Below are 12,695 nucleotides of genomic sequence, written 5' to 3'. Positions count from 1 at the left end.
ATAGAAGTTAAGCTTAGTCTTTTTGCGGGTAAAGCTAACATGTTTATAGGGGCTGTAATCAACTCAATGACACCACAAGCAAATCAACTTTAGTTAAAATGAATAAATGAGAGGCTTCACAATTTTTTATTTTATGAGAACGAAATCAGTTTAAATACTGTTAATTTTGTAAAACCAACGATCCAATTTAGTTTTAATTAAGGTTTTTTTAATACTTAAGCCCTTTTACTACGGGGATCCGCTTTCATTCAATAGCCGCTTCTTGGTATCCTCCTGCCGCATAAAAAGTTACATGCTGAATATTTTTTGTTCTGCCAACTGACTCCTTTTCCCGTTCAGCCGGACTCATTAATTGAAATTAGCTCTTAGCCAATTCATTGCTGAAAGATTGAACCTAACTATTCGGCTTTCAACCTTTAGCATGACAAATCTAACCCTGTTTTTCGGGTTATTGTTTGTGCTGCCTATTGCTGACGTTTTATCCGTGTTGATCGGCGGTTGTATCGATATTAGTGAATTAATCAGCCTCAGCAATGGCTTTTTAGCCGAGTTTATCGGCGCTAGTTTGCTCAGCCTGTTATTACTCAATCCCCTCGTTATTCTGCAGTTATGGCATTTAATCGACTGCTGCTTCAAATTTTTCAATCATCTCGATTTAACTAACGCTTCACTTTTTTTAGCACCCCCAAGGCTAAAATCCCTCGAACATACCGCCCACGGTTGTCGCGCTCCGCCATTTTAACCCTCTGTTTTTAAATTCAAATTAAGCATTAAGCGCTGAAAGCTGATCTTCGATTGGCCTCGGGATGGCGGCAAATTTTGTGTCATACCTCTTGGGTCTCAGGATTTGCGCTCAGATAACGCCGCTTAGTGCGACTGCCGGTTAACGCTTGGCAGAGTTGTAAACCTTAGGGTTAGAGGAATCTTCCTTTGTTAATTCGAAAATTAAGTAAAGCAGCAATCGCGGCAGTAGCACTCATGCTCGCGGGTTGTGATGGCGGAGTATTGGACCCTAAGGGCCAAATCGGTATCGATGAAAAACACCTGATTATCGTCGCCACCCTACTCATGCTCATTGTCGTTATCCCTGTGATTGCCATGACATTGTACTTCGCGTGGAAATACCGCGATGGCCGTGATCAGGAAATCTATGCGCCTAAATGGGCACACTCAACGGCGATTGAAACCGTAGTGTGGATAGTGCCGATTGTGATCGTGATAGTGCTAGGTGTGATCACTTGGGGTTCGACCCATGATCTTGATCCATATAAACCTTTAGAACACGAAGCGAAACCCGTCACGGTTGAAGTGGTGTCGCTGGACTGGAAATGGTTATTCATTTATCCAGAACAAGGCGTGGCATCGGTCAATGAGTTGGCGTTCCCAGCCAATGTGCCAGTGAACTTTAAGATCACCTCTGATACTGCGATGAACTCCTTCTTCATCCCTCAGTTAGGCAGCCAGATTTATTCTATGGCGGGCATGACCACTAAATTGCATTTGATCGCTAACGAGCCAGGCACCTTCGACGGTATCTCGGCTAACTACAGCGGCGCCGGATTTGCGGGCATGAAGTTTAAAGCGATTGCCACTCAAACACCTGCCGACTTCGAGGTATGGGTAGCCAAGTTAAAACAACAGGGCAAGACATTGGACTCAGCGGCCTATGCCACACTGGCTAAACCGAGTGAATACAACCCAGTTGAATACTTTGGATCAGTGAGCAAAGGGATGTTTGACCAAATCGTGATGCAATACATGCACATGGACTCACATGAGGGCATGAAAAGTCACGAAGGAATGGACATGCACGCAGGCATGGAACACATGGGCACTGAGCACACATCTGACATGGCAGACATGAAAGGTATGCACGACATGGCACATATGGCAGGCGAGCACGCGATGGAAAATACACAGAACATGGCCGACATGGATAGTTCAACACCTTCTGCACCGTCATTAACACAGGATTCATCCACAGAACCTTCATCCTTAGAGCACTCATCCACTCACAAAGTGGAGGCGGAGTAATCATGTCATTTCTCGGTAAATTAAGCTTAGATGCGATTCCGTATCACGAGCCCATCATCATGGTGACCCTAGCGGTCGTCGCAGTGGTAGGTTTGTATATCGCAGCCTTGATCACTAAACACAAAAAATGGAGCGTACTCTGGAATAATTGGTTAACCTCAGTTGACCATAAACGCCTCGGTATCATGTACATAGTGTTGGCTTTAGTGATGCTCATTCGTGGCTTCTCCGATGCCATTATGATGCGTACCCAGCAAGCACTCGCCACCAACGGCGCCGCAGGTTATCTGCCGCCAGAACATTACGACCAGATCTTCACAGCCCACGGCGTGATCATGATTATCTTTATGGCGATGCCATTTATGATAGGTCTAATGAACTTAGTAGTGCCGCTGCAGATTGGCGCACGCGACGTTGCCTTCCCCTTCTTGAATAACCTCAGTTTCTGGCTGACCGCCTCTGGCGCTGTGCTGATCAATATTTCATTGGGTTTAGGTGAATTTGCTAAGACAGGTTGGGTGGCGTATCCCCCCCTCTCAGAACTGGCTTACAGTCCGGGGGTTGGAGTCGATTACTATATCTGGGCACTGCAAATTTCAGGCATAGGGACAACCTTAACCGGGGTGAACTTTATCGCCACCGTACTTAAGATGCGCGCCCCCGGCATGAAGCTGATGCAAATGCCAATCTTCACTTGGACTTGTACTTGGGCGAACATTTTGATCGTCGCGTCATTCCCAATCTTAACCGCCGTGTTAGCCATGTTAACGCTCGACCGTTACATGGATTTCCACTTTTTCACCAATGACGGTGGCGGTAACGCCATGATGTATATCAACCTATTTTGGGCGTGGGGACATCCTGAAGTTTACATCCTGATTTTGCCTGCTTTTGGTATTTTCTCCGAGGTGATCTCAACCTTTACGGCTAAGCGTTTGTTCGGTTACACCTCTATGGTGTGGGCGAGCGGTGCGATTTCAATTTTAGGTTTCATCGTTTGGTTACACCACTTCTTCACTATGGGCTCAAGTGCCAACGTCAACGCTTTCTTCGGGGTGATGACTATGGTGATTGCGGTTCCAACCGGGGTAAAACTGTTTAACTGGTTGTTCACTATCTACCGTGGCCGCCTACGGTTAACTGTACCTGTGTTGTGGACGCTAGGCTTTATGGTGACTTTCACCATAGGCGGTATGACAGGTGTGCTATTAGCCTTACCGGGAGCCGATTACGTTCTACATAACAGTTTGTTTTTAATCGCGCATTTCCATAACACTATTATTGGTGGTGCGGTATTTGGTTACTTAGCTGGCTTTGCTTACTGGTTCCCGAAAGCGACAGGTTTCCACTTGAATGAGCGTTTAGGCAAAGCGTCATTCTGGTGCTGGCAAATCGGTTTCTATATAGCCTTTATGCCGCTGTACGTATTGGGCTTTATGGGTATGACGCGCCGAATTAGTCATACGGATAACCCAGCATGGAACCTGTGGATCTACTTAGCCGCCGTGGGTGCTTGCATCATCATGGTCGGTATCATTCTGCAGTTTATCCAACTCTACGTGAGTATCCGTGACCGCGATCAAAACCGCGACACTACGGGCGATCCATGGAATGGCCATACTTTAGAGTGGTCAACCGCTTCTCCACCCCAGTTCTATAACTTCGCGAAGCTGCCACAGGTTGCTGATATCGATGCCTTTACCGATGCGAAAGAAAAAGGCTTGGCTTATCAAGGCCTCAAACACTATCAGCCAATCCATATGCCGAAAAATACCTCAAGCGGTATCTTAATGGCGCTGGGGATCACTGCCGCGGGTTTTGCCGCTATTTGGCACATTCTGTGGTTAGCCATTGTGGGCTTAGTGGGCGCGTTTATCGTGTTCTTATTCCGTGCCTATAACAATGACGTCGACTATTACGTGCAACCCGATGAAGTGGCTCGCATTGAAAATGCCCACTTAAACAATGTAGTAAGGGGCTGATATGAGTATTGCAATCCCAGCAGATTTAGAAGTAGCTCACGCAGAAGATCATCACGAACACCATGATACGAGTGGCAACACTCTGTTTGGTTTTTGGATTTACCTGATGACCGACTGCATTTTGTTTGCCTCAGTTTTCGCAACTTATGCTGTGCTCTACATGAACACGGACGGTGGCGTTTCGGGTAAAGACATTTTCGAATTGGACTTTGTGCTGATCGAAACTGCCGCCCTGCTCGTCAGTAGTATTACCTATGGCATGGCGCTGATTTTTGCTAAGCGCCACAACAAAGCCGCAACCTTGGCTTGGTTACTCGTGACCTTCGCCCTCGGTTGTGTGTTTATCGGGATGGAAGTCTATGAATTCCATCACCTGATTGAACATGGCAATGGCCCGCAGCGCAGCGCTTTCCTGTCGTCCTTCTTCACCCTTGTCGGTATGCACGGTTTACACGTGACCGCAGGTCTGATTTGGATGGCGATTATGATGATTGAAGTGGCGAAAACCGGTTTAGGTCATCGCAGCATCACCCGCCTGAGCTGCTTAAGCCTGTTCTGGCATTTCCTCGACATAGTGTGGATTTGTGTATTCACGGTCGTGTATTTATTGGGAGCACTGTAATGAGCGCACATAGTCATACTGATAAGCATAGCCATAGCACTGACGATCTAGCCGCGAGCATTAAGTCATATCTAATGGGCTTTGTGCTGTCAGTGGTATTAACCGCCATTCCATTTTGGGCCGTAATGACCCATCACTTCGAGAAAGCGACCACCCTTAGCTTAGTGCTAGTGATGGCGATAGTGCAGATAGTGGTACATCTTAAGTACTTCTTGCACTTAGATTTCTCGAAAGAAGGCAAAGTAAATACCTTCTCCTTCCTGTTTACCGCCCTGATTATTGTCATGGTCGTCGGCCTGTCGGTGTGGATCATACTCGAAGCCAACGCTTTGATGATGTAACGAGAAACAGTCTATGCAAACACAAGACAGATTTATGTCACCGCAATGGAAAGCACGCTTCAAAGGGTATGTGCAGGTTACTAAGCCTGGCATCATTTTCGGGAATCTGATTTCCGTTGCTGGCGGTTTTTTATTAGCCGCCAAAGGCGACGTAAATTTGGTCTTGATGCTGGCGAGCTTAGTAGGATTGTCCTTGGTTGTAGCCTCGGGCTGCGCTGTCAATAACTGTATTGACCGTGATATCGACGCCAAGATGCAGCGAACCTGCAAACGCGTAACCGTCACGGGCGAAATTGCCGTGGGTAACGTACTCGCGTTTGGACTCGCCTTAGGCGTGTTGGGCTTTAGCATCTTAGCCTTGTTTACCAATGCATTAGCCCTGCTATTTGCCGTTATTGGTTACATCGTTTATGTGGGGGTTTATAGCCTCTACATGAAACGTAACTCAGTATATGGCACTTTGGTTGGCAGCTTCTCGGGTGCAGTACCGCCCGTGGTTGGCTATTGCAGTGTGACAGGGCAAATGGACATGGGCGCAGCTATTTTGCTGTTGATGTTCAGTTTATGGCAGATGCCACATTCTTACGCCATCGCGATTTTCCGTTTTAATGACTATGCGGCAGCCAATATTCCTGTGCTGCCGGTTGCAGAAGGCATGACCAAAGCAAAACTGCATATCGTGCTTTATATTGCCGTGTTCGCCTTAGTCAGTGCACTGTTGCCACTCGCGGGTTACACAGGTATCGCCTTTATGGCGGTCACCTGTGCCACTAGTCTGTGGTGGCTTGCCATGGCATTAAAAGGTTATCGCCACGGCGTCGACATGCAACGCTGGGCTCGCCAAGTGTTTGGTTTTTCAATCATCACTATTACGGCGCTCAGTGTGACTATGGCGCTCGACTTCCAAGTCGTGAGTCAGGCGCCACTGCTCACCTTAGTGAAGTAAACCCTAATCTTTCAGCTAGTTGCCTAGTCCTGAAATAAGTTGATAATAAAAAGCGCTAACCTAGATTAGCGCTTTTTTTCTCCCTTAAAACAGCCCCTGATGTATCACCTTTAGGTGAATAGCATTCGCCACCACATGCCTGGCAGGCTAGTAAAGCCAGTCGTGTAGTGTTTTAACTCGCCATCTTTAAAGATCATAATGGTTGGCGTCGCCTGCAATGACCAATCACGGGCAATCTTGCTGTCACTATCGTTAATAGTGTCAAAGCCATAATCCTGATGCTGAAGATATTTTCTCAGTTTCTCATCCTCCCCCGAATTCATGGCAACCGTCACCACGGGGTAATAGGCCGACATTTGATTGACCGCCGGGCTGACAAAATTACACACAGGGCACCAAGTGCCCCAGAAGTACACCAATACCGCCTGATCTTGGCTGAGCGTGGCAATATCAAGCATCTCCCCAGCCAACGTCGTCCCTTGGAGCTGCGGCAAATTATCCCGCGGAATATCTTTGCCGCGCCAGATGTCCATCACGCTGGTCACGATAATGACAATGAGCAGCAAAAGTGCCAGCTGCTTAATCCAGCCCAATATGCGTTTAGGTAAAGATATCGAAACTTGTTCGGCGCTCATATTTTCAGTTTCCTTTGGCGGCATCTTAACTGCCCTTCTGCGTCTTATCTTTAGCGGCAATCGCGGCTTCAAGCTGCTCTTTTAACACTTCGTAAGGCACTAATCCGGGAATAAGCGTATCGGCCACTATCATACTTGGCGTGCCACCTATGCCTAACTCATTCATTAATTTCACATTATCATCGACCATTTTAGCGACGCGCTCATCTGTGTTGCCGACCCAGCGCTCGGTTGCCGTCAGTTTAGCGACCTTAGCGATGGCGGCGGCATCGAGTCCACGCGGGCTCGACATCAACATATCCTTCACCTTGAGATACTTTTCAGGCTCGTTTAACCAAACCGTTTGGGCAAAATCGACCGCCATTTTGGAGCCTTCGCCCTGCAGCGGCACCATTTTGACTATGATTTTTAACTGCGGAAATTCTTCAATCAGCTGGTTCAGCGAAGGCTCGATTTTCTTGCAGTATGGGCAGTTAAAATCGGTGAAGTACACCATCTCAATCTCAGGTGTCGCAGCGCCCTTCCACGGATCGCTTTTGATCTCATACATGGCTTTATGATGGGTCACAAGACTGGTTTGCATGGCTGTATTTGCCCCCTCTTGCTCCCTTGCTTGCCACGCAATAATCGCCTCTCTCATTAGGTCAGGATCATTGATCAAGGCATCTTTAAGAATCGCTCGCACCTCTTGTTGCTGCGCCGCCGATAAACTGCTGTCCTTGGCATAGGCCATGGTGCTCACCGAAGGCAAGGAAACCACCAGCATTGCCATGGCGACAACCGAGACAGCAAACATCTGCAACTTGCGATGTTTGAATAAAGAGCTAAATTTCGACATTTTGGTGCCTCCGATGACTTGAGTATTCTGCATTGATTCAGTGATGTTTTGTGCTTCAATTGTCTGTTTCATAATCAATTTCCATTGTTTCAGGTCAGGGGCTTCCTGACCTGAGTATTTGTTGAGTGTCACTCGGCGAGCTACCGTACGAGATTGGCTAGTGATATTGCCGAGTGAACGGCTAGTCGTTAGCGTTATTTCCCTGCCGCTACGGATGACTTTTCAGGGGACGCAGAGGCCTGTTCAATCGCAGCAAGCACAAGGTCAGTCGATAGAATTTCCGGTAACTCAATCCCTTGCGGTGCACCCGGGCCGTAAACCACGTTGAATGGCACCCCGAAACGATTATGGCTTTGCAGGTAGTGAGTTATGGGCTCAGAAGGCGTGGTCCAATCGCCCTTCATCGGCAAAATATGCGGCTGTTGCAACAGGCTATAGACTGGATCTTGCAAGATCACGCCAACTTTATTGGCCTTACAGGTAATGCACCAATCGGCAGTGACATCGACAAACACAGTTTTGCCTTTGGCAACCTGCTGATTAATCAATGCTTGATCCAATGGCGTCCAAGCAAGATCCGCAGGTAAAGGTTTAGCCCACTGGTTCGCCGTCATAAATGCAATAACCGCCGACAGTAAAATGCCGATACCTAAGCAGCTCACAATAGCAATCGCGCCATATTTCTTAGCCATAAACACCATAAATATCAGTGTAATGACACCCGCTAATGGCCACAGGTAGAGCACATCAATAAAGCTGGCCAACAGGCTAATCAGCCACAAACTGGTGATGAGCAACATGCCGGAGAAAAACACTTTGACTGTATTCATCCAGCGACCGGGTTTAGGGAAATAACCCGCCACTTGCGGAAATGCCGCCACAATCAACCAAGGGAACGCCATACCCACGGCCAACGCGGTAAAGATGGCAAACAGGCTCAGTACATCGGCGCCCAAGGCGAAGGCGACCGCAGTCCCCAAAAATGGTGCACTGCACGGTGTCGCCAGCAGCGTCGCAAACATGCCTTGTAAAAAATGGCCGCTGTTATTATTGCCGCCCGTTGTCGCCAACTTGGTTTGCACGTTAGAGGGTAAGTTGATCTCAAACACACCTAACATATTGAAGGCAAACACTGTGGTCACCAGCGCCATAAAGCCGATAAACCAAGGGTTTTGGAACTGCACACCCCAACCAATCGCTTGACCCGTGAGCTTAAGCATTAAGATAAAGCCAGCCAGTAACCAGAATGAGGCCAATATCCCCAGCGCTGATGCGATGAACTGTTGGCGGATTTGATTACGCTTCAGATCAGGCGCAGCAACCACTGAACTGAGCTTCATGCCGAGAACGGGTAACACGCAGGGCATGACGTTTAAGATCAAACCACCGATAAGCGCTAACAAAATCATGCCAAATATCGAGGTACTTGCTTGGGAAATCACCACAGGCTTAACCTCGGCGCTGTATTCCAACGCCCGCTCGCTATCGGCGACAGTTATGTTCAGTGATTTACCCAAAACTTCAGGCTCGCCCAGCCAACTTTTACCGCTAAAAATCCCAATCAATTGCTTGCCGTTAGCATCTCTTTCGCTTGGCTTTAAGCTCACTAGCTTGAATGTGGTATCTGGCTCGCCATCGATAATCACGGTTGGACTCTGCCAGTTGGCATCATTGAGTCTGACTTCAAGTTGACCTTTGGCGGCATCCCAACCCATTGTCACCGCAGGATTCTGGCCCTCTTGGGACAACACTTTTTGTGGCACAAGCGACACGGCCTTGTTATAAGCCAACATGGCATCGGTATCCGCTTGCAGCGCATTGGGCGTGAAGTCGAGACTAATCTGATAATCCGTCAGTACACAGATAGTGGTACAGGTCGACAAGGTCACTTTGCCACGCAGCTGAGTTGGAGCAGCGATATCATCGACTTTTAGGGTTAAGGGAAAGGTGGTATTACCTTTGTAACCAAAGGTTTGTAATCCCAATAATGAGAATTCCTCTGGCGCTGGCCACCTCCAATCTACTTGCTGTAGATTGCGAGAGCCATTCCATTTTATCGTCGGCGCGATACCGCCTTCACCAGGGCTGCGCCAATAGGTTTTCCAATCACCCTCAAGTTGTACTTCAAGCACCGCGGGCAAAGTATTCGTTGCGGGATCAACTTCGCCCGTCAGCATAAAGCGTACTTTGGCTGGCGGGTGATTATCGTTAACTAACCACCCCGTCGATGCGGCCAATAGCGACGGGCTCGTCACTATTAAGGCGAGTATCCAGAATCTGGTTAACATGGATTTTAATGTACTCATTTTGTCCCCATTGGCATGAACCGTTCGTTATGCCCTGTAAATGCTTGCTTTACTGCTTAACTCTGCCCCCATTACAAAGGGCGTGATGGCTTAAGAAAAATCAGTGTGATAGCAGGCTTAATTCAAGAAATTTGATAGGAGAGAGGATGTGTAAAAGCGGACGTTCTGCAGCTGGGTAATGGTCCTTTTAACCGGTAAACGGGTAAGAAAAGCCAACTATCGAGCTAGAGAATGGGCGTCAGAATAAACTCACCTATCAGTTTGATAAGTAAATTATTTCTATTCTTGAAAGCGACAGAGAGTGAGATGTATTCGCCTAGGTTTAGCTTGATAACCTTGTATGGGTAACAGTGTTATCACGCGGGAGGCGCGGGGAAGTAACGGCAGTAGGAACAACAGGATAAGAAATGGGATGCTACTCGGAGTGTCGATACAGGTTCGGATCGATTTCTCAGACAATTCACATTTTTTAGGATCGCTTTTGACCAGCTCAGTACCCGCCATTTGGGCATCGACGTGACTAGCCATATTGCTTGAAGCTGAGCTGCTGTTTAAAGCTGAACTTGAGTTTAAAACTGAGTTGGCGCCAAAACCAGCTCCAGAAAAAGACGTAGCCGACATCGCTTGCGCGCTCGACTCTTTGAGCAACAAGTTAAGTATTCCACTGTTTTGAGTCAAACAGAACAAGGTCAGAATGGTAAACACCATCACGCCCCATAAGTTGCCTGTTTTCTTAGTCAATAACGTAAAAATTTGGATTTCTCTTCGTCTTATTCTTTGATTATAAAGATAAAAATAAACGTCTATTAACAGCTAGCTGCAGATAAGACCGGCGGATTGTAACAATAGTTCATCAACAAGCAAATTATTTTGGCTTGCCTGAGTCAAACCATAGTCCACCATTTCAATAAAACCGCGCTTTGCTGACGGATAATTTGAGTAACAACGACCTAAGTTCTTACCATCATACCCAACAAGTTTTTATGCTCTAACATATTGATTCTAAATAACTAGCCACAACTTAAGCAAAGCCCGCCAGAGTGACTCTTGTGCAGGCTTATTAATGACTGGAATCAAACTTTTTGCCTAAAAGATAAATACAGACAAAGCTTATGCAGAAAACCCACCATCAATCATCAAGCTCGCCCCTGTGATATAGCCCGCTTCTGGGCCCGCAATAAAGGCGACAAAGCTAGCGATCTCTTCGGCTTTACCGTAACGCCCTAGTGCGCCCATCGCTTTAACGGGCTCAGATGAATCACCGTTATCAGGGTTCATATCGGTATCCACAGGTCCAGGCTGAATATTGTTCACCGTAATAGCTCGAGGGCCTAAATCCCGCGCGAGTCCTTTGGCCAAACCGACTAAGGCCGATTTACTCATGCCGTAAATCGCACCACCTACAAACGGAATACGCTCAGCGTTAGTGCTACCGATATTGATGATCCGGCCGCCGTCATTCATGTGCAGCGCGGCTTCTTGGCTCGCCACAAACACACTGCGCACATTAGTGTTAATGGTTCGCTCCCAGTCCTCTAACGTCAGGTTCTCGATGCTATCCCAAATCAACGTGCCCGCATTATTGACCACTATATCTAAGCCACCGAAATGCGCTTTGGTCTCGCGGATGGCACGACGAATCGCCTCCGGCTCTGTGCTGTCGGCCTTAATGGCAATAGCTTGACCGCCATGGGTGATAACGTCGTCAACCAGCAATTGTGATTGGGCCTCAGATGACACATAGGTAAAGGCAACCGCTGCGCCGTCACTCGCCAATCTTTTAACAATGGCAGCGCCGATACCACGGCTACCACCTTGTACAAAAGCCACTTTACCTTGCAGATTATTCGACGATTTCATAGTTAGCTCACTCAATAGGAGGTTAAGGTTTATTGTATAGAAAAACCTTTTTAATCAATTACAAAATGACGTTCGCTTGTACGTTAACGCTCATTTTCATACTGTGGTAGTAGCTTACGCGATTCACTTGCCATGATTAAGTCACTAAAATGACCTTCACTAAGTCCTATAAGGAATTAATTGCCGTGATAAATAATCAATTTGTTGAGATACGCCATTTCGTCACAGTTGCCCAGCTAGGCAGTTTTACCTTAGCGGCGCAGGCGTTAGGCATGACTGGTTCGGCGCTCAGTAAAAGCATAGTGCGATTAGAAACCCGCTTAGGCACTAAGCTGCTGCACCGCACCACAAGGCGTGTGAGCTTAACCAATGATGGCGATTCGTATCTCACAGATTGCCAAAATGCCATGGCAATCCTAGACAATGCACAGAGCCGACTCGGCAGCGAACAGCAAATTCCCTCAGGTCGAGTGCGAGTGGATTTACCTGTGACGTTTGGGCGGCGATATATACTGCCAACCCTATTATCACTGTCGCAAAAATATCCCAAGCTCGAGTTATCTATTACCTTTAACGATAGAGTGACCGACTTGTTCAGTGACGGCATTGATTTGGCGGTGCGTGTCGGACAACTCGGCGACACTGTGGATTTAGTCGCCCGTAGATTAGGAGAACAACGCCGAGTGATCTGCGCATCTCCCGCCTATTTCGCTCGACTTGGCACGCCACAAGGCAAAGAAGATCTCAGCCAGCACCAATGCATTGTCGGCTGGCCGCTTGGGCAGCAACATCGCTGGTTACTTAAAAATGAGGATGGGGTCACTGAGGCCTATGACATTCCAGTACGCCACGAAATCGCTGATTGCGAAGCCATTTTAGCGGCCACACTGGCGGGAGTGGGTTTAGCGCAAGTGCCAATATGGTTGGTTGAGGACTATCTTAAAACTGGTGAACTTATCTCGGTACTGGACGAACTCGCCAGTGACGACACACCCATCCACTTGATTTGGCTTAAAACCCCTTACCTCCAACCAAAGCTACGGGTGATCATCGAAGAACTGGTGGAACTAGCCAAAACGCCAAAAAGCAGATTTAAGGCAGAATAAGTGAAAGGCCTCGACTGAGCGCGAC

General features: G+C 47.6%; 12 protein-coding genes. 7 read left to right on the top strand and 5 right to left on the bottom strand.

Going from position 1 to position 12,695, the window contains the following annotated elements; all coding sequences use genetic code 11:
• Nucleotides 1-352 precede the first annotated feature (352 nt).
• From L5M17_RS10910 to cyoE, 6 genes are all read left to right on the top strand, one after another.
• Nucleotides 353-742 (top strand): hypothetical protein, encoded by a 390-nt coding sequence (locus tag L5M17_RS10910; protein WP_317629590.1) that lies wholly within the window; start codon nucleotides 353-355, stop codon nucleotides 740-742.
• 188 nt (nucleotides 743-930) lie between these two features.
• On the top strand, nucleotides 931-2,034 hold the full coding sequence (gene cyoA / locus L5M17_RS10905) for a ubiquinol oxidase subunit II (RefSeq protein WP_263147346.1): 1,104 nt from the start codon (nucleotides 931-933) through the stop codon (nucleotides 2,032-2,034).
• 2 nt (nucleotides 2,035-2,036) lie between these two features.
• The gene (gene cyoB, locus L5M17_RS10900) at nucleotides 2,037-4,016 is read left to right on the top strand and encodes a cytochrome o ubiquinol oxidase subunit I (protein WP_263147344.1); all 1,980 of its coding nucleotides are present in this window, start codon (nucleotides 2,037-2,039) and stop codon (nucleotides 4,014-4,016) included.
• A 1-nt stretch (nucleotide 4,017) separates the two neighbouring features.
• Nucleotides 4,018-4,638: a cytochrome o ubiquinol oxidase subunit III gene (gene cyoC, locus L5M17_RS10895; RefSeq protein ID WP_011787513.1), complete on the top strand. Its 621-nt coding sequence runs from the start codon at nucleotides 4,018-4,020 to the stop codon at nucleotides 4,636-4,638.
• Nucleotides 4,638-4,979 carry a cytochrome o ubiquinol oxidase subunit IV gene (gene cyoD / locus L5M17_RS10890; protein WP_113940214.1) on the top strand — a complete coding sequence of 114 codons (342 nt, stop codon included), beginning with the start codon at nucleotides 4,638-4,640 and terminating at the stop codon, nucleotides 4,977-4,979. Before cyoC ends, cyoD begins: the two co-directional genes overlap by 1 nt.
• A 13-nt stretch (nucleotides 4,980-4,992) precedes the next feature.
• Nucleotides 4,993-5,925 (top strand): heme o synthase, encoded by a 933-nt coding sequence (gene cyoE, locus L5M17_RS10885; protein ID WP_131525506.1) that lies wholly within the window; start codon nucleotides 4,993-4,995, stop codon nucleotides 5,923-5,925.
• A 110-nt stretch (nucleotides 5,926-6,035) separates the two neighbouring features.
• On the opposite strand, the gene L5M17_RS10880 is transcribed toward cyoE, so the two are convergent.
• The 5 genes from L5M17_RS10880 to L5M17_RS10860 form a co-directional block, all read right to left on the bottom strand.
• Nucleotides 6,036-6,560 (bottom strand): protein disulfide oxidoreductase, encoded by a 525-nt coding sequence (locus tag L5M17_RS10880; protein ID WP_263147340.1) that lies wholly within the window; start codon nucleotides 6,558-6,560, stop codon nucleotides 6,036-6,038.
• A gap of 25 nt (nucleotides 6,561-6,585) precedes the next feature.
• On the bottom strand, nucleotides 6,586-7,470 hold the full coding sequence (locus L5M17_RS10875) for a DsbA family protein (RefSeq protein ID WP_263147337.1): 885 nt from the start codon (nucleotides 7,468-7,470) through the stop codon (nucleotides 6,586-6,588).
• Nucleotides 7,471-7,592: 122 nt separating this feature from the next.
• On the bottom strand, nucleotides 7,593-9,704 hold the full coding sequence (locus L5M17_RS10870; RefSeq protein WP_263147335.1) for a protein-disulfide reductase DsbD family protein: 2,112 nt from the start codon (nucleotides 9,702-9,704) through the stop codon (nucleotides 7,593-7,595).
• 279 nt (nucleotides 9,705-9,983) lie between these two features.
• A complete protein-coding gene (locus L5M17_RS10865; RefSeq protein ID WP_263147332.1) occupies nucleotides 9,984-10,412 on the bottom strand; it encodes a hypothetical protein in 429 nt (142 codons plus the stop codon).
• 402 nt (nucleotides 10,413-10,814) lie between these two features.
• Nucleotides 10,815-11,564 carry a 3-oxoacyl-ACP reductase family protein gene (locus L5M17_RS10860; protein WP_263147329.1) on the bottom strand — a complete coding sequence of 250 codons (750 nt, stop codon included), beginning with the start codon at nucleotides 11,562-11,564 and terminating at the stop codon, nucleotides 10,815-10,817.
• A gap of 185 nt (nucleotides 11,565-11,749) precedes the next feature.
• On the opposite strand from L5M17_RS10860, the gene L5M17_RS10855 reads away from it, so the two are divergent.
• Nucleotides 11,750-12,670 carry a LysR family transcriptional regulator gene (locus L5M17_RS10855; protein ID WP_105253022.1) on the top strand — a complete coding sequence of 307 codons (921 nt, stop codon included), beginning with the start codon at nucleotides 11,750-11,752 and terminating at the stop codon, nucleotides 12,668-12,670.
• The last annotated feature ends 25 nt before the right edge of the window (nucleotides 12,671-12,695 follow it).

The organism is Shewanella sp. SW24 (assembly GCF_025653395.1).
GTDB classification, from domain to species: Bacteria; Pseudomonadota; Gammaproteobacteria; order Enterobacterales; family Shewanellaceae; genus Shewanella; species Shewanella oncorhynchi.
Note: the sequence above shows the minus strand (reverse complement) of the source record. Positions and strands in the feature narration are given on the sequence as shown.

Coding starts and splice junctions, on each gene's coding strand:
- L5M17_RS10880 (WP_263147340.1), bottom strand. CDS start 6,560: ATGAGCGCCGAACAAGTTTCGATATCTTTACCTAAACGCATATTGGGC.
- cyoB (WP_263147344.1), top strand. CDS start 2,037: ATGTCATTTCTCGGTAAATTAAGCTTAGATGCGATTCCGTATCACGAG.
- L5M17_RS10870 (WP_263147335.1), bottom strand. CDS start 9,704: ATGAGTACATTAAAATCCATGTTAACCAGATTCTGGATACTCGCCTTA.
- cyoC (WP_011787513.1), top strand. CDS start 4,018: ATGAGTATTGCAATCCCAGCAGATTTAGAAGTAGCTCACGCAGAAGAT.
- L5M17_RS10865 (WP_263147332.1), bottom strand. CDS start 10,412: ATGGTGTTTACCATTCTGACCTTGTTCTGTTTGACTCAAAACAGTGGA.
- L5M17_RS10860 (WP_263147329.1), bottom strand. CDS start 11,564: ATGAAATCGTCGAATAATCTGCAAGGTAAAGTGGCTTTTGTACAAGGT.
- L5M17_RS10875 (WP_263147337.1), bottom strand. CDS start 7,470: ATGAAACAGACAATTGAAGCACAAAACATCACTGAATCAATGCAGAAT.
- cyoE (WP_131525506.1), top strand. CDS start 4,993: ATGCAAACACAAGACAGATTTATGTCACCGCAATGGAAAGCACGCTTC.
- cyoD (WP_113940214.1), top strand. CDS start 4,638: ATGAGCGCACATAGTCATACTGATAAGCATAGCCATAGCACTGACGAT.